25 protein-coding genes are annotated in these 21544 nt (G+C 68.8%); 7 read left to right on the forward strand and 18 right to left on the reverse strand.

Translation table 11 applies throughout. The features are described from left to right. Both AADI75_RS13140 and AADI75_RS13145 read left to right on the forward strand, forming a co-directional pair. Nucleotides 1–224, forward strand: a 224-nt coding sequence (locus AADI75_RS13140; RefSeq protein WP_341209469.1) for a methionine biosynthesis protein MetW, incomplete at its 5' end; no start/stop codon positions are given. Nucleotides 225–248: 24 nt separating this feature from the next. Further along, the gene (locus AADI75_RS13145; protein WP_341209470.1) at nt 249–677 is read left to right on the forward strand and encodes a response regulator; all 429 of its coding nucleotides are present in this window, start codon (nt 249–251) and stop codon (nt 675–677) included. A 50-nt stretch (nt 678–727) separates the two neighbouring features. Here the strand turns inward: AADI75_RS13145 and AADI75_RS13150 are convergent, their stop codons facing one another. From AADI75_RS13150 to AADI75_RS13180, 7 genes are all read right to left on the reverse strand, one after another. Then, nucleotides 728–2272, reverse strand: coding sequence for a PAS domain-containing protein (locus AADI75_RS13150; protein WP_341209471.1), 1545 nt, complete (start codon nt 2270–2272; stop codon nt 728–730). Continuing rightward, nucleotides 2273–2839 (reverse strand): single-stranded DNA-binding protein, encoded by a 567-nt coding sequence (ssb, locus tag AADI75_RS13155; RefSeq protein WP_341209472.1) that lies wholly within the window; start codon nt 2837–2839, stop codon nt 2273–2275. It lies immediately after the preceding gene. 9 nt (nt 2840–2848) lie between these two features. Beyond that, nucleotides 2849–4699 (reverse strand): ferrous iron transporter B, encoded by a 1851-nt coding sequence (locus AADI75_RS13160; protein WP_341209487.1) that lies wholly within the window; start codon nt 4697–4699, stop codon nt 2849–2851. Between the two features lie 22 nt (nt 4700–4721). Beyond that, entirely contained in the window at nt 4722–4985 is a 264-nt protein-coding gene (locus AADI75_RS13165) for a FeoA family protein (protein ID WP_341209473.1), read from the reverse strand. Between the two features lie 60 nt (nt 4986–5045). Beyond that, nucleotides 5046–5714 (reverse strand): COQ9 family protein, encoded by a 669-nt coding sequence (locus AADI75_RS13170; protein ID WP_341209474.1) that lies wholly within the window; start codon nt 5712–5714, stop codon nt 5046–5048. Beyond that, entirely contained in the window at nt 5711–6631 is a 921-nt protein-coding gene (locus AADI75_RS13175) for a DMT family transporter (protein ID WP_341209475.1), read from the reverse strand. The genes AADI75_RS13170 and AADI75_RS13175 overlap by 4 nt, the downstream gene beginning before the upstream one ends. A 178-nt stretch (nt 6632–6809) precedes the next feature. Next, nucleotides 6810–7397: a TlpA disulfide reductase family protein gene (locus AADI75_RS13180; RefSeq protein ID WP_341209476.1), complete on the reverse strand. Its 588-nt coding sequence runs from the start codon at nt 7395–7397 to the stop codon at nt 6810–6812. Nucleotides 7398–7413: 16 nt separating this feature from the next. Between AADI75_RS13180 and argH the strand changes: the two genes are divergently transcribed. The 5 genes from argH to AADI75_RS13205 all read left to right on the forward strand — a co-directional run bounded on the left by argH (nt 7414) and on the right by AADI75_RS13205 (nt 12048). Continuing rightward, nucleotides 7414–8772 carry an argininosuccinate lyase gene (gene argH, locus AADI75_RS13185; protein ID WP_341209488.1) on the forward strand — a complete coding sequence of 453 codons (1359 nt, stop codon included), beginning with the start codon at nt 7414–7416 and terminating at the stop codon, nt 8770–8772. Further along, nucleotides 8769–9002: a hypothetical protein gene (locus AADI75_RS13190; protein WP_341209477.1), complete on the forward strand. Its 234-nt coding sequence runs from the start codon at nt 8769–8771 to the stop codon at nt 9000–9002. Before argH ends, AADI75_RS13190 begins: the two co-directional genes overlap by 4 nt. A 19-nt stretch (nt 9003–9021) precedes the next feature. Continuing rightward, nucleotides 9022–10278 carry a diaminopimelate decarboxylase gene (gene lysA / locus AADI75_RS13195; RefSeq protein WP_341209478.1) on the forward strand — a complete coding sequence of 419 codons (1257 nt, stop codon included), beginning with the start codon at nt 9022–9024 and terminating at the stop codon, nt 10276–10278. Nucleotides 10279–10339: 61 nt separating this feature from the next. Further along, nucleotides 10340–11095, forward strand: a complete 756-nt coding sequence (locus AADI75_RS13200) for an NAD(P)-dependent oxidoreductase (RefSeq protein WP_341209479.1) — start codon at nt 10340–10342, stop codon at nt 11093–11095. Next, on the forward strand, nt 11092–12048 hold the full coding sequence (locus AADI75_RS13205) for a zinc transporter ZntB (RefSeq protein WP_341209480.1): 957 nt from the start codon (nt 11092–11094) through the stop codon (nt 12046–12048). The genes AADI75_RS13200 and AADI75_RS13205 overlap by 4 nt, the downstream gene beginning before the upstream one ends. A gap of 114 nt (nt 12049–12162) precedes the next feature. Here AADI75_RS13205 and AADI75_RS13210 read toward each other — a convergent pair whose 3' ends face one another. The 11 genes from AADI75_RS13210 to AADI75_RS13260 form a co-directional block, all read right to left on the reverse strand. Further along, complete coding sequence (locus tag AADI75_RS13210; protein WP_159753523.1) at nt 12163–12561, reverse strand: flagellar protein FliS; 399 nt, start codon at nt 12559–12561, stop codon at nt 12163–12165. Nucleotides 12562–12580: 19 nt separating this feature from the next. Next, nucleotides 12581–14134 (reverse strand): flagellar filament capping protein FliD, encoded by a 1554-nt coding sequence (gene fliD, locus AADI75_RS13215; RefSeq protein ID WP_341209481.1) that lies wholly within the window; start codon nt 14132–14134, stop codon nt 12581–12583. Nucleotides 14135–14168: 34 nt separating this feature from the next. After that, nucleotides 14169–15293, reverse strand: a complete 1125-nt coding sequence (locus AADI75_RS13220) for a flagellar type III secretion system protein FlhB (RefSeq protein ID WP_341209482.1) — start codon at nt 15291–15293, stop codon at nt 14169–14171. Beyond that, on the reverse strand, nt 15293–16066 hold the full coding sequence (fliR, locus tag AADI75_RS13225) for a flagellar biosynthetic protein FliR (protein WP_341209489.1): 774 nt from the start codon (nt 16064–16066) through the stop codon (nt 15293–15295). The genes AADI75_RS13220 and fliR overlap by 1 nt, the downstream gene beginning before the upstream one ends. Before the next feature lie 211 nt (nt 16067–16277). Next, on the reverse strand, nt 16278–16559 hold the full coding sequence (fliQ, locus tag AADI75_RS13230) for a flagellar biosynthesis protein FliQ (protein ID WP_028967499.1): 282 nt from the start codon (nt 16557–16559) through the stop codon (nt 16278–16280). A gap of 138 nt (nt 16560–16697) precedes the next feature. Next, the gene (fliP, locus tag AADI75_RS13235) at nt 16698–17579 is read right to left on the reverse strand and encodes a flagellar type III secretion system pore protein FliP (RefSeq protein WP_341209490.1); all 882 of its coding nucleotides are present in this window, start codon (nt 17577–17579) and stop codon (nt 16698–16700) included. Between the two features lie 11 nt (nt 17580–17590). Next, nucleotides 17591–17869 carry a flagellar biosynthetic protein FliO gene (locus AADI75_RS13240; protein ID WP_341209483.1) on the reverse strand — a complete coding sequence of 93 codons (279 nt, stop codon included), beginning with the start codon at nt 17867–17869 and terminating at the stop codon, nt 17591–17593. A 14-nt stretch (nt 17870–17883) separates the two neighbouring features. After that, nucleotides 17884–18174, reverse strand: coding sequence for a flagellar motor switch protein FliN (fliN, locus tag AADI75_RS13245; protein ID WP_028967502.1), 291 nt, complete (start codon nt 18172–18174; stop codon nt 17884–17886). After that, nucleotides 18171–19109 (reverse strand): flagellar motor switch protein FliM, encoded by a 939-nt coding sequence (locus AADI75_RS13250; RefSeq protein WP_341209484.1) that lies wholly within the window; start codon nt 19107–19109, stop codon nt 18171–18173. The genes fliN and AADI75_RS13250 overlap by 4 nt, the downstream gene beginning before the upstream one ends. A 6-nt stretch (nt 19110–19115) precedes the next feature. Next, nucleotides 19116–19808: a flagellar basal body-associated FliL family protein gene (locus tag AADI75_RS13255; RefSeq protein WP_341209485.1), complete on the reverse strand. Its 693-nt coding sequence runs from the start codon at nt 19806–19808 to the stop codon at nt 19116–19118. 16 nt (nt 19809–19824) lie between these two features. Further along, nucleotides 19825–21544: flagellar hook-length control protein FliK (locus tag AADI75_RS13260; RefSeq protein ID WP_341209486.1), on the reverse strand; the 1720-nt coding region annotated here is incomplete at its 5' end.

Genomic DNA, 21544 nt, shown 5'->3' on the forward strand with positions numbered 1-21544 from the left:
TGCCGGTGACGCGGCTGCTGCCCGAACGCTGGTACGACACGCCCAACATCCACCATCTGACGATCGACGATTTCCGCGCGCATCTCGCCGAGCGCGGGGTGATCGTTGAAGGAGCGTGGTTTCTGTCGGGCGACAAGCAGACCGGCGGCGCGGCGGCGAACTTCCTTGCCGAACATGCGATCTTCCTGCTGCGCCGGGAACAAAGCAAAGTTGATCGCGGTTAAGTCGTCCGTGATAAGGACTCCGACATGACTGCGACGGCGCTAATCGTCGAGGACGAGATTTTCGTTGCGCTCGATTTGGAACGGATTCTGGAGGATGCGGGATATCAAGTCGTAGCGATCGCCGCCGACGCGGAGTCGGCATTGGAAGCCGCGCCGGGATGCCGCTTTGCGTTCGTCGACGTCAATCTGCGTGACGGGGCCACCGGGCCCGACATCGCCGAGCGGATCGCGCGCGACTACGGCGTGAATGTGGTGTTCGTGACCGCCAACCCCGGACAGATCCCGAATTGCGACGCGGCATTGGGCTATGTGCGCAAGCCGTTCAACGAGGAGGCGATCCTGGCGGCGGCGCGCACCGCCGCGCAGCCGGATGCCGGCGACGGCGAATGCCTCGATTTCATACGCTGGCCGGCCTCGACCGTCCCCAGTACCGGCCCCACTCCGGCGAGTTAAGCGCGCGCCGCGGGCCGCAACACGTCGTTGCGGCACATCGGACATTCACCTTACCGGCTGAACGCGATCATCGGCACGCGCATGGTCACCTCCAGCCCGGGCGTCGGCCACTCGCGTGTCACAGTGCCGCCCAATTGCCGTGCAGCGCTCATCTCGATCAGCTGCGAGCCGAAACCGGTCTGCGTCGGCAGGCCCGACAGCGGCGGGCCGTCGCGCTCGCACCAATCCAGCACCACGTCGCCGGCTTCGACGGTGATCGTCAGCGTGACGTGCCCGTCCGCCGACGACAGCGCACCATATTTGCTCGCGTTGGTGGCCAGCTCGTGGAAGATCAGCGCGAGCGGGGTGGCGGCGCGATCGTCGACGGTCACGTCGTCGCCGAGGATACGAATCCGTTCGCGGCCCTGCGCGTGATAGGGGGAGAAAAGCTCGACGAGCATGCCGTGCAGACTGTCCTGGCGCAGCGTCGGACGCGATTGATCGCTGTGTGGGCGGACGAAATCATGCGCGCGACCAAGCGCGGTGATCCGCTGCCGCAATTCGCCCATCAACCCCGCCAGTTCGGGGTGGGTGCGCCCGGTCAGATGCACCAGCCCGGCGACCACCGAGAAGATGTTCTTGATGCGGTGGCTCAGCTCCTGGCTGATGATCTCGCGCTGCTCCATCGCGATTTTCTGTTCGTGGATGTCGGTGCAGGTGCCGAACCAGCGCGTGATCGCGCCTTCGGCGTCACGGATCGGCAAGGCGCGGCCGAGCACCCAGCGGTAGGTGCCGTCATGGTGGCGCAGGCGATATTCGATCTCATAGGGGTCGCCGGTCGCCAGCGAATGCCGCCACATGGCCCAGGCGCGTGACTGGTCGTCGGCATGGAACATGCCGTTCCACGCCTCGCCATCGGTCGATCCCTCGGGCACGCCGGTGAAGGCGTACCAGCGCGCGTTGTAATAATCGTGATAGCCGTCGGGCAGCGTCGACCACACCATCTGCGGCATCGTGTCGGCGAGGATGCGGAAGCGCGTTTCGCTTTCCGCCGCCGCGCTGCGCGCGCGACGGAGCGAGGCGCGCCGCGCCGCGCCGTCGCGCGAGTCCCGCAACCGGGCGAGGACATTGGCGGCCAGCACCGTCAGCCCCTCGCGCTGCAGCGCGGTCAGCCCTTCGGGGTGCGGCACCGTGTCGAGCACGCACAGCGATCCCATCGGAAAGCCGTCGTCGGAGATCAGCGGGGCTCCGGCATAGAAGCGCAGGTTCATTTCGCCGGTGACGAGCGGATTGGTGGCGAAACGCGGATCGGCGGTGGCGTCGGTGACGACCATCAACCCGCTGTCCCACATCGCATGGCCGCAGAACGAATGTTCGCGTGGCGGCTCCGGCCCCTCCGGAAAGCCGGTGCGCGCCAGGAACGTTTGGTGATCGGTGTCGAGGATGCTGACGAGGCCGACCGGGACACCGCACAGATGCGCGGCGAAATCGGTGATCTGCTTCAGCACCGCGGTGCCGCGCAGCGAATCGACATCATAGGCGGCAAGCACCTCCGACCGCTTCGCCTCGTCCAGCGCCTCGGGACAGATTTGCAAGCCGGGGCGGAGTTCGGTCATTTAGAAGGGTACATCGTCGTCGAGATCGTCCGCGAACCCACCGCCATAGCCGCCCCCACGCGCACCGCCGGCCGCTGCGCCGCTGCCGGCACCGCCACGTGCGGCGCCACCACCGCCTCCGCGCGCGCCGCCGTAGCCGCCACCACCGCCACCGAAATCATCGCCGCCGCCGAAATCGTCACGGCTGCCGCCGCCGCCACCACCCGAATTGCCGCCGGGACCGTCGAGCATCGTCAGCACCGAGTTGAAGCCCTGCAACACGATTTCGGTGCTGTATTTGTCGTTGCCCTGCTGATCCTGCCACTTCCGCGTCTGGAGCTGGCCCTCGATATAGACCTTGCTGCCCTTGCGCAGGAAGCGCTCGGCGACGTTCGCCAGCCCTTCGTTGAAGATCGCGACCGAATGCCATTCGGTCTTTTCCTTCTTCTCGCCGGTGTTGCGGTCCTTCCACGATTCCGACGTCGCGATGCGCAGATTCACCACCTTGCCGCCGTTCTGGAACGAGCGCGACTCGGGATCGCGCCCGAGATTGCCGACGAGAATGACCTTGTTGACGCTGCCTGCCATGCAAACCTCTTAGAGGCCGGCGAACGTCGCCAGCCAGAATGTGATCCCCGCCATGACATAAGCGGTCACGAACAGATAGCCCAACATGAACAGCGGCCATTTCCAGCCGTTCGTCTCGCGCCGGGTCACCGCGATCGTGCTGATGCATTGCGGGGCGAAGACGAACCACATCAGGAAGGCGAGCGCGGTCGGCAGCGACCAGCGGCCGCGCAGGTGATCGACGAGGCTCTTCGCGCCCGATGCGTCTTCGGTATCGTCGATCGCATAGGCGGTGCCGATCGCCGCGACCGCAATCTCGCGCGCCGCCATCGTCGGAATCAGCGCCAGCGCGATATCGTGATTGAAGCCGATCGGGCGGACGACGACCTCCAGCCCGCTCGCGATGCGACCGGCGATCGAATATTCGACCTGCTTCTGACCGGCAGGGGCCTGCGGGAAACTGAGCAGCGCCCAAAGCACCACCGTCGTCAGCGCGATCGTCGTGCCCGCGCGCTTCAGGAAGATCACTGCGCGGCTCCACAGCCCGATCGCGACATCGTGAAGCCGCGGCAGCTGGTATTTGGGCATTTCCATCATGAAGCCCGAGCTTTCGCCCTTCGTCACGGTGCGGCGGAGCAGTAGCGCGGCGACGAACGCGCCGACGATGCCCATCAAATAGAGGCCGAGCAGCACCAGCCCCTGCAACCCGACGAACGGCAGCACCTGCCGCGCCGGAATGAAGGCGGCAATAATGATCGTATAGACCGGCAGCCGCGCCGAGCAGGTCATCAGCGGCGCGATCAGGATCGTGGTCAGCCGATCCTTCTCGTCGTCGATCGTGCGCGTCGCCATAATTCCCGGCACCGCGCACGCGAAGCTCGACAACAGCGGGATGAACGCGCGCCCCGACAGCCCAACGCCGGCCATCAACCGGTCCAGCAGGAAGGCGGCGCGGACCATATAGCCCGATGCTTCCAGCACGAGGATGAACAGGAAGAGGATCAGGATCAACGGCAGGAAGACGACCACCGCGCCCACACCCGCGATCACGCCGTCGGTGAGGAGCGAGCGCAGGAAACCGGCGGGCATCATGCCCTTGATCGCGGCCTCCAGCGCGGCGAACCCGTCCTCGATCCAGCCGACCGGCGCTTCCGACCAACTGAACACCGCCTGGAACATCACGAACAGCAACGCCACGAGCAGGATCGGGCCGAACACCGGGTGCAGCGCGACGCTGTCGAGCGCATGGTGCCAGCGACGCGTCGGAGTCTCGCTGATCGTCGCGGCCTGCGAGAGCGCGCGCGCGCGGCGTTGTAGTGTGCGGATGTCCTCGACCGGCGTCGCGGGAGTGGCTGGCGCGGCGGGTGCGCCGACCAAGGTGGTCAACGTCGCGCGCAAGGTGTCGATCCCGCGCCGTCGCACCGCTACCGTCGGGACGACGGGCACGCCCAGCTCGCGCTCCAGCACCGCCGGATCGAGCACCAGCCCATCACGCTCGGCAAGGTCGACCATGTTGAGCGCAACCACCACCGGCAATCCGAGCGCGATCAATTGCATCGCGAAGCGCAAATGGTTGTCGAGATTGGCGGCGTCGAGCACGACGACCAACGCATCGGGGCGGCGTTCGCCGGCCTGCGCGCCGAGCAGCACGTCGCGCGTCACGCGTTCGTCGGGGGACGAGGGTTCGAGGCTGTAGGCACCGGGCAGGTCAACCAGCTCGACCGGACGGCCGTCGTCGAGCGCAAGCCGGCCCGAGTGGCGCTCGACGGTGACGCCGGGATAATTGCCGACCTTCTGTCGTGCGCCGGTCAGCGCGTTGAACAGCGCGCTCTTGCCGGCATTGGGGTTGCCGACCATCGCGACCAGCGGGGGCATTTCCATCACGCGTGGCGCCGGGGGCGCGTCACTCGGCGGGGAGCGGTTCGACCGAGACGCGGATCGCGCCGGCGACCGCGCGGCGCAGCGCCACGGTCATCCGCCCGATCCGGCACGCGACCGGGCCGCCGCCAAGCTGCGCGCGGTGAAGCACCTGCACCGGCACGCCCGAATCAAAACCGAGTTCGCGCAACCGCCGCGCCTCGGGCGTGGCGAGCCGCGACCAATCGATGTCGTCGACGATGGCGGCCTGGTGCCGCGGGAGCGTTTCGAGGCTGATGGGCGTGGTCACCCGGCTTCTATAATCGCAATGAGATTGATTATCAATTAGCGAGTGACGCGGTTCGGCCGCTCACACCACCGGGTAGCGCAGCCGGCCGATGAAGCGGCTGAGGCTCGGCCGATGCTGCGTCCGGCGCGTGAATTGCGCCTTGGCCTTCTCGAACCGCATGATCCCGTCGATGCGGCGCGCGAGGAAGGCGCGGGTATCCGCCTGCTCGTCGCTGTCGTCATCGAGGAACACGGTGGTGGTGGCAGCATAAACCGCCAGCAGCAGCGCGCGCTTCGTGTAGTGATTGTAATCGGTCGCATGATCGCCGGCGAGCCGCCACATCGCATCGACGCTGCGCCAGCCCAACCGCGCCGCGGCGGCGACGTTGGTCGGCAAGGCGAGGATGGCGCGCGCGCGACGCAGCGCCTCCCGCTCGGGGGCGAGCACCGCCAGCCGCGCCTCGACCAGCGCGGTGATGCGCTGGCGGATCTTCATCGTCGCCAGTGTCGCGGGCGGCAGCGCCGCGGCCATCGCGGCATCGACATGCGCGAACCAGGCATCGATCATCGCCACCGCGCCGTCCGCGAACGCGAGTCGGGCGACATCGGGGTCGATGCCTTCCTGCTCGGCGGCGAGATCGCGGGCGGTGTCACCCCAGCCGTCGAACGCGGCATTGGCGGCGATCGCGGGGGCGAGCCGTGCGCGGACCTCGTCCAGCGTCAGGTCTTCCGGCGTCAGATTCTCGATCATCGCTTTTCCTCCGGCACCGGATGGGCGGCCGATGGCTCTTTAGCATCGCGCCGCGTGTCGCGCACCAGCACCAATGCCGCAGCGATCATGGCGATCCCCACGAAATCGGGCGCGCCGAGCGCTTCGCCGAAATGCACCCAGCCGATCGCCGCCGCCACGGTCGGCTGGATCAGCAACGCCAGCCCGACCACCAGCGGCGACAGCCGGCCCAGCGCATAGATCATGCAGCCCTGCCCGACGAGCTGGCACACGATCGCCAGCGCGATCAGCGGGGTCCAGTGCTGCGGAATGATCCGCTCGCCGAGGATCAACGCGAAACCGAGCAGCGGCAGCAACGAGGCGAGCGACGACAGCGCCAGCGCCAGCCACGGTGCCAGCGCGCGGCGCACATCGGACATCAGAATGAAGTAGAGCGCGTAGAGCACCCCGGCGACGATGCACAGCAGGTCGCCGGCCAAGTGGCGCGGATCGAGCTGGTAGGATCGCCCCATCAACAGCGCCGTACCTGCGGCGGCAAGCAGCAACGCGGCACCCTGCATCCGCGTCGGCCACGCACGCGCGACGAGGAACCCCCAGAGCGGGAACAGGAAGGTCGCCGAATTGCCGAGCAACGTTGCGTTGGCCATCGTCGTGTGGAGGATGCCGAGGTGCCACGTCCCGAGATCGGCGGCGAAGGCGACCCCCGCCAGCGCGACGAACAGCCAGATGCGCCACGAGGTGGCCGCCGCAGCGGGCTTGCGCGAGGCGATCGCGATACCGCCGAGCACCGGCACCGCCAGCGCGATCCGCCAGAAGGCGGCGGCGACCGGACCGGTATCGGCGAGGCGGACGAACAAGGGGCCGAAGGCCAGCGCCGCATTCGCGACGAGCACCGCGATGAGTGCGGGCGCGGTGCTGGTGGAGGCGGCGCGGGTCATGATGTTCAGTTGCTTTCGTTCGTCGCGGCTGGGAGTGATCGGCGTACCGCCCAAAGCCGTCATCCCCGCGAAGGCGGGAATCCAGACGCGCAGGTTTTCGCAACAGCCATGGACGTCCGGGGTTCTGGATTCCCGCCTTCGCGGGAATGACGGCGTTTGCCTGTGGCGAGGACGAGAATTACGCCGCCTCAGCCAGCAACTTTTTCGCCTCCGCGCCGGTCCAGTCCATGTCGCCGGTCACGCGCCAGATTTCCTTGCCGTCCGCGCCGTACAGGATCGTCGTCGGCAGGTTCGCGCCATAACCGGTGCTCAGCCCCAGCTTCGGGTCGAGGAACGGACGCAGGTTCGCGAACTTGCGCTGTGCGAGGAAGGCGGTGGCCTTGGCGGGCTCCATGTCCTGGCTGATCGCGAGCACCGGCAGTTTGTCGCCGAGTGTCGCAGCGGCGGCGTCGAGCGTGGGCATCTCCTTGACGCACGGCGCGCACCACGTCGCCCACAGGTTGACCAGCACCGGCTTGCCCTTGAACGCCGCCAGACTGGTCGCCGCGCCGCCTGCCGCCGGGGTGAAGGTTACGTCGGGCGCGCGCTCGCCCTTGTGACTGCGGTCGATCTTGTCGACCTTCGGCGCCGACGTGGCGGGGACTTCGTCGCTGCTCGCGATCTCCGTCTGTCCCCCCGCTTGCCCGTTGCCCGGGGACGGCTTATCGCACGCGGCCATCACCAGCGCGGTGCCGAGGAGACAGACGATCGCGACGCGGGATGCCATGAGCGGTTCCAACCAGATGTGGGGCGGGCGGTTCGCCGAAGGGCCCGCCGCGGTGATGCGCGAGATAAACGCGTCCATCCCCTTCGACAAGCGGATGTGGCGGCAGGATGTCGCGGGCAGCCGCGCGCATGTCGCGATGCTCGCCGAACAGGGGATCGTCTCGCACGCGGACGCGGCCGCGATCCGCGACGGGCTGGAGCAGGTCGCGGCGGGCTATGCCGCGGAGGGCGTGCCCGACGATCTGGCGATGGAAGACATCCATATGCTGACCGAGGCGCGGCTGTCCGATGCGATCGGCGCGGCGGCCGGGCGGCTGCACACCGCGCGTAGCCGCAACGATCAGGTCGCGACCGACTTCCGCCTGTGGGTGCGCGACGCGACCGATCAAGTGCTGGCGGCGCTGGATGCGCTGGACGCCGCATTGCTGGCGCGCGCCGAGGAACATGCCGGCAGCGTGATGCCCGGCTTCACCCACCTGCAATCGGCGCAGCCGGTGACGCTGGGCCACCATCTGATGGCCTATCACGAGATGGTGTCGCGCGACATCAGCCGCTTCCGCGACAATCGCGCGCGCGGCAATCTGTGCCCGCTGGGCGCGGCGGCGCTGGCGGGGACCGGCTTCCCGGTCGACCGTCACGCCACCGCCGCCGCGCTCGGCTTCGACGGGCCGACGCGCAACAGCCTCGATTCGGTCAGCGACCGCGACTTCGCGCTCGATTACCTCACCGCCGCGGCGCAATGCTCCCTGCACCTCAGCCGGCTCGCCGAGGAATTCGTGCTATGGGCGTCGCAGCCGTTCGGGTTCGTGTCGCTCAGCGATCAATGGTCGACCGGCAGCTCGATCATGCCGCAGAAGCGCAACCCCGACGCCGCCGAGCTGGTACGCGGGCACAGCGGGCGAATCACCGGCTGCCTCGTCAGCCTGATGGTGACGATGAAGGGGCTGCCGCTCGCCTACTCCAAGGACATGCAGGACGACAAGCCGCCGGTGTTCGAGTGCCACGACCTGCTGGCGATCTCGATCGCGGCGATGACCGGTATGATCGAAAGCGCGACGTTCCGCACCGACCGGATGCGCGCGCTGGCGGAAAGCGGCTTCGCGACCGCCACCGACCTGGCCGATTGGCTGGTGCGCGAGGCCGATGTGCCGTTCCGCGAGGCGCATCACATCACCGGGCGTGCGGTGGCGCGGGCCGAGGCACTCGGCTGCACGCTCGACAAGGTGCCGCTCGCCGATCTGCAGGCGATCGACGCGCGGATCACCGATGCGGTCTACGGCGTGCTGTCGGTCGATGCCTCGGTGGCGAGCCGCAAGAGCTTCGGCGGCACCGCGCCCGACAATGTCCGCGCCGCGATCCGGGCGGCGCGCGCATGAGGGCGCTGTTGATCCTCGCCGCGCTCCCGCTCGCCGCGTGCGGATCGACGCAGGCGCTGAAGCCCGCACCGGGGCAGGCGATGCCGGTCACGCCCTACGGCGCGGCGCAACAGCCGGCGGTCGCCGACCTGCTCACCCCCTCGGTCCAGGCGCGGCCGCAGCGCACCGGGGAAGTATTGAAAAGCTCGCAGAAACGGGAGCCCGACCCGTTCGACCTTCCCCCACGCTGACGAATTTCTGCGAGTGACCATGGACCATTTTCATTACCGCGACGGCGCCCTGTGGTGCGAGGGCGTGCCGCTGACCCGGATCGCCGAGGAGGTGGGCACCCCCGTCTACGTCTATTCCGCCGCCGCTTTCCGCGCGCAGGCACGCGCCTTCCGCGACGCGCTGTCCGGCGTGCCTGACGTGCACCTTGCCTATGCGATCAAGGCCAATCCGAATCTGGCGGTGCTGCGCGTCGTCGCCGCCGAAGGCTATGGTGCCGACGTCGTCTCGGGCGGCGAGATGGCGCGTGCGCTGGCGGCCGGCATTCCGGCGAGCGGGATCGTCTTTTCGGGCGTCGGCAAGACGCGCGCCGAACTGCTGCGCGGGCTTGAGGCCGGGATCGGCCAGTTCAACCTCGAGCTGGAGGAAGAGGGCGTCGTCCTTGCGCAGCTGGCGCACGAACGCGGGCTGACCGCGCGTGCGGTGCTGCGGGTGAACCCCGACGTCGATGCGGGCACGCACGCCAAGATCTCGACCGGACGCAAGGAGAACAAGTTCGGGGTGCCGATCGATCAGGCCCCGGCGATGTATGCGCGGCTGTCTGCGCTGCCCGGCCTGTCGATGCAGGGCGTCGCGATCCATATCGGCAGCCAGTTGTTCGATCTCGCCCCGCTGGAGGCCGCCTATCGACGCGTGAAGGTGCTGGTCGACGAGCTCCGCGCGGCGGGTCATCCGGTGGCGCGCGTCGACCTCGGCGGCGGGCTCGGCGTCCGCTACAAGGCTGGCGACGATCCGCGCACCCCGGCCGAATATGGCGCGATGGTCGAGCGCGTGACGAAGGGCTGGGACGTGCAGCTGATGTTCGAGCCCGGCCGCGTGATCGCGGGCAATGCCGGCGTGCTGTTGACGCGCGTGATCTGGGTGAAGCCGGGGGTGGTGCATCCCTATGTGATCGTCGATGCGGCGATGAACGATCTGGCGCGACCCGCGCTGTACGACGCATGGCACGATGTCGATGCGGTGACGCCGCGTGGCGCGCGAATGACGGCGAACGTCGCCGGCCCGGTGTGCGAGACCGGCGATACGTTCGCGATGGCGCGCGAGATGGACGCGGTGGAGGGCGGCGACCTCGCCGTGCTACGCACCGCCGGCGCCTATGGCGCGACGATGGCGTCGACCTACAACAGCCGTGCGCTGGTGCCCGAGGTGCTGGTCGACGGCGACCGCTATGCAGTGGTCGCCGACCGGATCGCCGCGGAGACGATCCTCGCCGCGGAGCGCGTGCCAGAGTGGTTGTAGGGTCTACGCCGTTTCCTTCCGTGACGGGAGTTGGTGAAGCGGCGGCGCGAGGTGAGGCCGCATGACCCTTCACAGCCTCCCGCTGTTCGTTCGCCTTAACGGCCGCCCGGTGATCCTCGTCGGCGAGGGCGAGGCCGCCGAGCCGAAGCGGCGGTTGCTTGAACGCGCCGGGGCGGTGATCGTCGGCGAGGGCGACCCGCACGCCCGGCTCGCGATCGTCGCCGACGATGACGAAGCGGTGGCGCGGCTGAAGGCGCGCGGGGTGCTGGTCAACGCGGTCGACCGGCCCGAACTCTGCGACTTCACGCTGCCCGCGATCGTCGACCGCGCGCCGGTGCTGGTCGCGATCGGCACCGGCGGCGTCTCGGCCGGGCTGGCGGCGGCGGTGCGGCAGCGGCTGGAGGCGGTGTTGCCGGCGTCGCTGGGCCGGCTCGCCGAAGCGTTGCACGGCGCACGCGCGGCGTTGCGCGCCGCGCTGCCCGATGGCGGCGCGCGGCGGCGCGCGATCGGTGCGGCGCTCGCGCCCGGCGCGGCGCTCGATCCGCTCGCCGACTACGACGGGTGCGATGCGGCAGCGGCGGTGCTCGCCGGGCGGACGACGACCGGCGTCGTGCGCGTCGAACTTGCCTCGCGCGATCCCGACGACCTGACGCTGCGGCAGGCGCGGTTGCTCGCCGCCGCCGACCGCGTCACACACCGCGCCGACGTGCCCGCCGCGATCCTCGACCGTGCGCGCGCCGACGCCGCGCGCGAACAATGCGACGCTGCCCCGAGGGACGGCACCGGGCTGACCGTGGATATCGGAATGCGATCATGAGCGGCGTGGCATGGCGCGTCGGCGAGGACGGCAAAGTCGAGAAGGTGACGCCGAAAGCCGCGTTGTCGGGAGAGGCGACGTTCCGCTGGATCCATCTCGCCTCCAACGCCGCCGAGGCGCAGGCATGGCTGCGCGATGCCGCCCGGCTCGACACCTTCACCGTCGACGCGCTGACCGCCGCCGAGACGCGCCCGCGCGCCGAGAAGATCGGGCATGGCGCGTTCGTCAACCTGCGCGGGCGGACCGACGAGCCGCTCGACACGTCGGACGTGCTCGCCTCGATTCGCATCTGGGCCACCAGGGGACGCGTCATCACCGTCTCGCGCAAGCGGCTGGTGTCGCTGGCGCGCGTCGAGGAGCAGATGGAGCATGGCGAGCTGCGCGACCCCGGCGACCTGATTGCGGCGATCGCCACCGCGATCACCGAGGATCTCGATCCGGTCGTCGCCGACCTCGGTGACGGACTCGACGATTGCGAGCAGAAGCTGAGCGCGCATCGCGTTTTCGAGCTGCGCCGCGCGGTGACGCGGATGCGCTCGGAGGCGATCAACTATCGCCGCTTCCTCAGCCCGCAGCGCGCGGCGCTGGAACGGCTGGCGACGCTGCCCGGCGACTGGCTGGCGGAAGACGATCGCGCGCATCTGTCCGCTGCCGCCGACCGCGCCGCGCGCATGGCGGAGGAAGTCGAGGCGATCCGCGAACGCGCCGCCCTGATGCACGAGGCGCTGACCGACCTGCGCGCCGAACAGCTCGACCAGCGCAGTCTGGTGATCGCGATGGTGGCGATGATCTTCCTGCCGCTGACGTTCCTGACCGGGCTGTACGGCATGAACGTCAAGGGGCTGCCCTATGCCGAGGAGCCGTGGGCGTTCGATGCGATCGCCGGCGCCTGTGCGGTGATCGCGGCGGGGATCGTGGTCTGGTTCGTCCAGCGCCACTGGTTTCGAGGATAATCGTCCTCGTCCGCTTCGTCATTCCCGCGAAGGTGGGAATCCAGAACCTCTGACGTCGCGGCTCTTACGAAGACCCGCGCGTCCGGATTCCCGCCTTCGCGGGAATGACGGGAACTATGCCGCGCGCGCCTGACGCCACGCGCTGGCGATTTCCTCCAGCTCGGCGGCGACTGCGCGGAACGGCGCGCCGTCGGTGCCGATGCTCGCCTCGATCACCTGTCGGCGGCACCCGCCGTAGAAGCGCGCCAGCGCGCGCGACACGTCGCCGCCCTTCTCGAAATCGAGATTGGCCTCCAGCGCGAACAGGATCGCGGTGGCACGGGTGATGCGCTCGCTGCGCGTCGCGAACTGCTTGTGATCGGCCGCCCAGGCAGCGACGCGCAGCGCCTGGGTCAGCTCCTCGTAGAGCAGCTGGACGAGCGCCGGGCCGTCGGCCGCGGCGGTGCGGCCCGCCAGGTCGATCTCGCGATAGGTGCGCGCCGGATCGCGCAGCAGGGAAGAGGCGTAGGCCATGATCTGTCGTCTCTCCCGATCAGCTCGACTTGTTGTACCAGCCGTCGATCTGCTGCGTCATGAACGCCTGCGTCTGCTTATAGGCCGACACGCGCGAGTTCATGCTGGCATATTGCTGCGTCAGCCGCGTCGTGAAGCGCGTCGCCTGTTCGTCGATCTTGGCGCTTTCCTTGGTCAGATCGTCCTGCGCCTTGCGCAGCTTCAGATCGGTCGCGCCCAGCCCGTAGAGCGTGCTGCCCGACGACAGCTTCAGCGACTGCATCGCGGCGTTGATGCCGGTCGCGCCGAAGCTGTTCGGCGTGAACATCGCCTGGATCGAGTCGGGCGAATCCTTCATCGCCTTGGTCAGTGCGGCCTCGTCGATCGTCAGCTCGCCGGTGGTCTTGTCGGTGGTGACGCCGATCCCCGCCAGCGTCGAGGGCGTGCCCGCCGCGGCATCGGGGAGCAACGTCTTGCTCGCGAAGCCCTGCAGGTTGCGCAGCAGCTGTTTGGCGGCCGGATCGGCGCGCAGGCTGCCGTCGACCGCATTGGTCTGCTGCTTTACCTCGTTGAGCAACTGGTTGAAGGTCTCGACAAAATCCTTGACGCCGTTGGTCAGCGCGGTGTCGGGGCGCGTGCCGGTGAGCGTCATCGAGCCCGTGCCGGCCAGCGTCAGCTTGACGCCGGGTACCAGATCGCTGATCTCGTTGCTCGGCCGCTCGACCGACACGCCGTCGACCGACAATTTGGCGTTCGCGGACTGGCCGACGACCGCCATCTTCGAGGTCGCGGTCGCGTCCGGCCCGACGCTGAGCGTGTCGAGCGTGCCGCCGGTGCCCTTCACCGAAAACGCCTGCGCCGTGCCGCTTTGCCCCTTGAGCGACAGGAACGCGCCGCCATCGGCATCGGTGATGATCGCGGCGGTGACGCCGGTGTTCTTGGCGTTGATCGCGGCGGCGATCCCCGACAGCGTGTCGTTGGGCGGCGCGATGTCGACGTCGAAGCTCAGGTCGGTGCCGTCGCTCGCCTTGCCGACGGCCAGGCTATCCATCTTGCCTGCGGTGTAATTCGCGGTGCCGATGTTGATCGTCAGCTTGCCGGTGCCGAACTGGTCGGTCTTGCCGAGCTTTGCGCTGGTAACGGTCTGAACGGTGGCGAGCGAGGTGACGGTGACGTTCGCCGAGGCGGTGGCCGACATCGGCGCGCCCGAGATCGCGGTCGCGCCGGCAACCTTGGGATCGCTGACGTTGGGCTGCGTCGCGAGCGTGCCGCCAGTGACGAGCGTGTTGACCGCCTTGGCGAAGTCGCTGACGAAATTCTTGAGCGTTGCCGCGTCTGAGATCTGCGCGGTCAGCTTGTCGGTCTTGGCGGTGATCTGCGCGCGCTTGGCGGCGAACTGCGCATCGACGAGCTGCGTGACCAGCGTATCGGTATCGACGCCCGAGCCCGAACCGAGCGAGGTCAGGATCGAGTTGGCGGCCGACTTGTTGATCGACGCCGCCGTCGATGTCTTGGTGGTCGACGACGCGGTCGACGACGACGTTTTGGTCGTCGTCGCCGTGCTGCTCGTGCTGGTGCTGCTGATCGTCGCCATGATGCTCTCCTAAACGGCCGCGCGCGGCGATCCTTTATGACTGCCGGACACCATTTTCGTCGAAACGTGCGGTATCCGGCACCTCGACCGGCGGTTGCGTCCCGCCGGCTTGCGCGTTGAGTCCGAAGACAAAAGCCAGCACGGTGGCGATGGCGAGATACAAATCGTCGCGCACCTCCTGTCCCTCGCGGCTGGTGTAGTAGACGGCGCGGGCGAGCGCCGGATATTCGAGGATCGGCAGCGCGCGGTCCTTGGCCGCCGAGCGGATCGCAAGCGCCAGCGCGCCGCGCCCCTTGGCCACCACCACCGGCACCTCGTCGCGCCCGCGGTCGTAGCGCAGCGCGACCGCGAAATGCGTCGGGTTGGTGAGCACGACATGCGCCTGGTCGAGTGCCTTGTGCATACCCCCCGACAGCATTTCGCGCTGCTTCATGCGCATATGCCCCTTCATCTCGGGGTTGCCCTCGCTCTCCTTATGCTCGTCCTTCACTTCCTGCTTGGTCATGCGCAGCTTCTTGAGGAGCTGCATGATCTGGGTCGGCACGTCGATCATGCCGATCGCGATCAGCCCCATCGCCATGACGAGCAGGACATGCGTCAGCGTCGAGCCGAGCCCTGCGAGCGCGACCGGCAGGTTGGAGGCGGCGAGCCCGAAGCTGAAATGCGCGGTCTGCCACAGCATCCACGCGCCGATCGCGCCGAGCAACATGACCTTGAGCAGCGACTTGCCCAGCTCGATCCAGCCCTGCATCCCGACGATCCGCATGATCCCCGAACCGGGATTGATCCGCGACGCCTTGGGCGTGAGCAATTTGGCGTTGAAGCTCAGCGAGCCGAGCCCGGCCTGGCTGGCGATCGCCGCGGCGATCGTGATCGCGAACAACGTGCCGAGTGGCGCGGCGAGCTTCCACCCGGCCTGGATCAGCGGGCGCCACGGCTGGAAATCCTCGACGTCGGCGCGCCCAAAATTGAAACTGGCCGCCATCACCTCGCGGCACGCGGCGAGCAGCGCCGGGCCGAAGAACATCAGCCACGAGATGCCGGCCAGCACGACGAAGGCGGTCGCGAGGTCGCGGCTCTTGAGGACGTCGCCCTTCTCCTTGGCGTCGTCACGACGCTTCTGGGTTGGGGCTTCTGTCTTGTCGCCTCCCTCCGACATCAGCCGAGCACCAGGCTTTGCGCGGCGGCGAGGCCTTCACGGACGATCACCTGCATGTAATCGCCCATCGCGGGCAGCGCGATCGCAAGGCTGACGACCCCGACCGCGAGGCTGGCGGGCAGGCCAATCGAGAACAGGTTGAGCGACGGCGCCGACCGCGACACCATCCCCATGACGAGGTTGAGGCACAGCAGCAGGAAGCCGACCGGCAGCGCGAGCAGCAGCCCGGCCATGAACGCATAGCCGCCGAACAGCGCGATGTCGCGCAGCTGCCCCGCCGCCAGCCATGCCGCGCCGGGCGGGAGTGCGGTGTAGCTCTTCACCACCATGTCGACGAGCACGAGATGCCCGTCGAGCGACAGGAACAGCAAGGTCAGCAGGATCGACAGGAACTGGCCGACCGCCGGGCTGGAGCGGCCCGAATTGGGGTCGATCATATTGGCGAAGCCGATCCCCATCGATCCGCCGATGATCTCGCCCGCCACCAAAGGCGCGGCGAAGGCGATCTGGACGATGAAGCCCATCGCGAGCCCGACCAGTGCCTCGGCGGCGACCGCGACGAAGGTGGCGAGCGCGAAGATCGTCGGCGGGGGCTGGATTGCGGTGGTGCCGAGCACCAGCACCCCGACCGCACCCGACAGCGTGATCCGCACGGGCAGCGGCACGGAGACGTTGCCGAACACGGGTGCTGCGATGAACGCCGCCCCGACGCGGATCATCACGAAGATCAGCGCCCAGAGTTGCGGTTCGATGGAGAGGCCGAAGCCTAGCATCGCGCCAGCTCCGAGCGCGCGCATATTGCGCGCCACAGGAGCAAGCGCGGCCGGCGGACGCCACGCGTCCGTCCGACGACGCGGCTTTGCCGCGGCGCGTCGATCTCTCCCGTCACCCCGGCGCAGGCCGGGGTCCAGAGCCACGCAGAACCGCGCTTGCGGCTCTGGACCCCGGCCTGCGCCGGAGTGACGGGGCGGGGATGGCGCAAGATCAGTGCACCAAATCCGGGATGCGCGCGAAGATCTCGGTGGTGAAGTCGCTCAGCAACCCGAGGATCATCGCGCCGAACACCATGATCGACACCGCGACGACGATCAGCTTCGGCACGAAGCTCAGCGTCTGTTCGTTGATCGAGGTGGCGGCCTGCACCATCCCGAGGATCAGCCCCGAGAGCAACGCCGGGATCAGGATCGGCGCGGAGACGAGCGCCAGCACCCACATGGTCTGGTTGGCGACGGTCAGGAAGTAATCGGCATCGACGAGCGGTTGCATGTGATCTGCCTTGCGGAAATGGGAGTACCGTTCGTGGTGAGGAGGGGCTGAGCGAAGTCGAAGTCCCGTCTCGAACCACCATGTCCTTCGAGACGCCGCTTCGACTTCGCTCAGCGGCTCCTCAGGACGAACGGCGGGTCAGGTCGCGAACGAATTGGCCAGACTGCCCATCGTCAGCGCCCAGCCATCGACCAGCACGAACAGCAGCAGCTTGAACGGCAGCGAGATGATCGTCGGGCTGAGCATCGCCATGCCGAGCGCCATCAGCACCGTCGCGACGACGAGGTCGATGACGATGAACGGCAGGAACAGCAGGAAGCCGATCTGGAACGCGGTCTTCAGCTCCGAGGTGACGAACGCCGGCAGCAGCACCGAATACGGAATGTCGTTCGGCGACGCATAGGGGCCTGATTTCGCCATCTGCGCGAACATCGTCACGTCCTTCACGCGCGTCTGCTTGGACATGAAGGCGTGCAGCGGCGCGGCGGCGGTCTGGATCAGCTCGGTGCCGCCGATGCGACCCTGCGAATAGGGCTGGATCGCGGTCGTGTTGATCTGGTTGATCGCGGGCGCCATGATGAAGAAGCTGAGGAACAGCGACAGGCCGATCAGCACCTGGTTGGGCGGGGTCTGTTGCAGCCCCATCGCCTGTCGCAGGATCGACAGCACGATGATGATCCGCGTGAAGCTGGTCATCATCAGCACGATGCCCGGCAGCACCGTGAGCAGGCCCATGATGATGAGCACCTGCAGCGACAGCGACAGCGAGCCGTTTTTGCCCTGCGCGCCCGCATCGCCGCGCGACAATTGCCCGAGCGCGCGGTCGACCGCGTCGCCGACGCCCGGCGCGGGCGCGGCGGGGGCACCCTGCGCCGCCGGCTGCGACGGGGCGGGGAAATTCTGCGCCAGCGCCGGCATCGCGACGCACAGCGCCACGACGATCGCGAGCAGCGCGAGGATCAGGTGCGCGCGCCGACCGGCGGCGCGCGCGCGCGGGCGGATCAGCGCGCCGCTGTGCATCGCCGAGGCGCTCACGCGGCCGGCTCCACCGGCACGCGCCCTTCGGCCTTGTCGACCAGCGTCACGCCCGCGCGGTTGACCGAGACGAGCAGACGCCGCCCCTCGAAGTCGACCACCGCCAGCTTGACGCCCGGCGAGATCATCATCGTCTCGCGCACCGCGATGCCGCGGGTGCTCGGCTTACCCGGCATCCGCGCTTCGAGACGACGCCAGAGATACAGGCAGCCGATCATCAGCCCGCAGACGAGCGGGAGCATCACGATTAGCTTCAGGATATAGGTCCACATCATCGCGTGATCGCCCTTCAGCCGCGCTTCTCGGGCGAGACCAGCTCGGTCATCTTGACGCCGTACCGTTCGCCGACGGTCACGATCTCGCCGCGCCCGATCAGCGTGCCGTTGACCAGCACGTCGAGCAGTTCGCCGGCCTGCCGGTCCAGCTCGATCACGCTCGACTCGCCCAGCGCCAGCAGTTCGCGCAGCGACAGGGTGGTCGAGCCGATCTCAACGGTCAGCTTCACGTCGACGCCCTGCAAAAGCCGCAGGTTGGCGGCGACGGCGGCGTCGATCGCAAAGCCGCCGGTCATATCGTTCATTGCAGGGATCCTTCGAACTTTGAGATGCGGATGGCCGCGCGGCCGTTGGACGTGCCCACGGTGCCCAGCCCCAGCGTCATCCCGCCGACCACGATCGGCACGTCGGCGCCGAAGCTGATCGGGATGATGTCGCCTTCCTTGAGATCCATGAGCCGCGAGAGCGGGATGGTCGGCTCGGCCAGCACCGAGCGGACCGGGAAGCGCACGCCCATCGCCGCGCGCGTCAGCTCGGTGCGCCATTCGGCGTCGACCTCGCTGGGCTTGGCGACGACCTTGCCGGTCAGCGCGACCGTATGCGGCTTCAGCGTCGCGACCGGGTAGAGGATGTCGACGAACGCCGGCTTGGCGGTGCCGCGCGCGATCGCGAAGCGGGTGGCGATCACCACCTCGTCGGCCTCGACGCCGGGGATCATGCTCCCGCCCAGCTCGAACGGCTCGGCGACGAAGCGCGCGCGCGCCAGCGGCTCCCATGCGGTTTCCAGCGCGCGGGCCAGTGCCTTGGCGATGCGCGCGACGATCACGTCGCAGGCGGGGGTGAATTCGAGCGCCAGCACCGGCGAGACGTCGCCGGTGCCGCCGAAGAACAGGTCGATGATCTCGACGACGAACTGGCTGTCGAGCACGCACAGCGCGGCGCGACCGTCCATCGACAGCGGCAGCCACGCGGTCAGCTTGTCGCCGCGCGCCGCGCGATAGTCGGCGAGGCGCAGCACCTCGAGCGGCTCGGCCCAGGCGCGCGTCTCGGCGCGCCAATAGCCCTCGAACGTCTGACGCACGCCGCGGGCGGCGCGCGCCGACAGATGCTGCAACGTGTGCAGATCGCCGAACGGGTGCAGTTTCGCGGGCGCGCCGTTCCCCCCGCCCAATGCGGCAGCAGGGCCGATCGGCGTACCGGAGTCGAATCCGGCATCGAGGGAGGAGGGCGTGTTAACCATGCCCGTTCACTGAACCACGAAAGTGGTAAAGTAGACGTTACTGATCCCGCCGAACCCCTCCTTTTCGCGCAGAACCTGGTTAATCGTTGCGACCAGCCGCTTCTGAAGCTGCTGTTTGCCGGCGCTGGTGAACACCTGATCCTCGGGCGTGTCGCCCAGCGTCAACAGGATCGCCGAGCGAATCGCGATGTCGTTGGTCTTCAGGTTGCCGATGACCTTGTCGTCATACGGCGTCGACACGGCCAGGCCGATCTGGATGAAATGCACCGAATCCTGAAGGTTGGAGGTGAACTCCTTCTCCATCGCATAATAATTCGAGGCATAGGGATCGCCGCCGTGACCCTCCGGCGTCGGCGCGCCGTGCGACTCGCTGCTGCCGCCTTCGCCCTCGCCACCGCCCTCGGCCTTGGCTTCGCCGCCGCCGTGGCCGCCCTCACCACCTTCGCCACCTTCACCGCCTTCGCCGCCCTCACCGGCGTGCTTCTGCTCGCTCTTGGGGACAAGCTTGGGCTTGTTCGGGTCCTCGTGCGCGGCTGGCTTCTCGGCGCCGCCACCGCCGACCAGGCCGGACCCGGCAGCGTACAAACCGGCGCCGACGCCACCGCCCAGCAGGACGATGACGCCGACGGCGCCGATCACGATCATCTTCATCTTGCCCTTTTTCTTGGGCGCGGCCTCTGCGGCCGGAGCGTCACTCATCGGTCGTTTCCCTCAATCATGCGATACGCTGGTCGGTGTCGTTGGCCTCCGCGGTGGCGGCCCGACGGGCGGAAGGCGGCGCGGCCGGAACCGGCGCGGCGCGCTGTTGCTGTTGTTGTTGCTGCGACGGCTGGCGGTCGCCCTGCGCGGACGTGCCGCCGGGCTGCGCATGGTGGAGCTTCAGCCCGCGCGCCTCGGCCATTTCGGTCAGCCGCGGCTGTGCATCGGCGAGCATCGCGCGCGTCTGCGGCTGTTCGGCGGTGAGCTGGACCTGCACGGTATCGCCTTCGCGGCGCAGCGCGACGTCGATCGCGCCGAGCGCATCGGGGACGACGCGGATGCGCATGTCATTGGCATCGGCCATGTCGCGCAGCTTCTCGATGTGCTGGATCATCGCCGCGGGCCAATGCGGCTGGCGCATGTCGAGCGTCTGCTGCTGCGCCTGCCCGGTCGCGGTGACCGCAGCGGCGGAGACTGCGGCGGTCGCCTGCGGCTGCGTGATCGGCGCGGTCGGATCGGCGGGGCGCGCGCGATCGTCGGCGGTGACCGCGCGGTGGATCGCCTCGGCGAAGGTGCGCGCGGCGCTGGCAATTACCGGCGCGGGGGGGGCGTCGGTCGCAACCGGAGCGGGCGCGGGTGCTGCGCGTGGCGTGTCGCGGACGGCAAGCGCGTCGGCCGGGGGCGGTTCGATCGCTGGCGGGGTGGCGACCGGTGCCGACGTGGGCGCAGCGGGGGACACGTCCGTTGCCGAAATTACCGGCTGTGATGCGGTCGGCGTCGCGGCAATCGGGGCCGGGGTGACGATCGGCGCATCGACGCGGACCGTCGCGGCGCTGGCGATGATCGGGCTGGACGGTGCGACGGGAGCGGTGCGCAGCAACGAGTCGGCGACGATGTCGCGTCGTGCGGGGCCTTCCGAGGGTATTGGACGCGATTGCGGGGCTTCGGCGGTTTGCGTCGTGGCGGGAGTATCGTTTGCAGCCGCCGGTGCCGCGATCGGCTCGGGAATAGCCGCCTCGATGCTGGGCGCGTCGACCGTTCGAGCCGCTGGACGTGTGCTTTCCGCGGCGATGGGGCGCGCCGGTGTCGTCGCGATCGGCGTCGCGGCGGGGGCGGCCGACCTCGGAGCGGCGCGGAGCGACGCAGCGTCCTGAACGATCGCGGCGGCGGTGTCGGCGGCAATCTCCAGGACCGGCGACGGACCTTCCTCCTCGGGCTTCGCGTCGGGAGCGGAGGCGTCGGCGGCACGAAGCGGCGGCGGCGCGATGGTCGCGTGCGCTGGCCGTCCCGGTTGGGTGAGGGGGGCCGCTGCGCCCGACACGATGTTGGGATTGGCGGCACCGAGCGACGACGGGGCCGCCGCCGCCGCGAGAGCGGGGAGGGGAGCGGCGGGTTGCGGCGCCGGGGCGGCATCGGCCGCCGATGGTGCGACGTGCCGCGTCGCCGGCGCGGGCGATGTCTGCGCCGGGACGACCGCGTCCGCCGTGCGGGGGGCGTGAGGCGGGATCGTCGCCGTCAGAGGCGAGGTCCGGGTCGTTGCGACTGCGGTTTCCTCGGTCAAAGTGGTTTGCGTCTGCGCCGGGACGACCGCATCCGCCGCGCCGGGGACGTGGGGCGGGACGATCGTCGCCGCCGCTGTCAGAGGCGGGCGCCGGGTCGTCGCAACTGTGGTCTCCTCGGCCAAAGTGGTTTGCGTCTGCGCCGGGACGACCGCATCCGCCGCGCCGGGGACGTGG

The organism is uncultured Sphingomonas sp., assembly GCF_964021865.1.
Taxonomy (GTDB): Bacteria; Pseudomonadota; Alphaproteobacteria; order Sphingomonadales; family Sphingomonadaceae; genus Sphingomonas.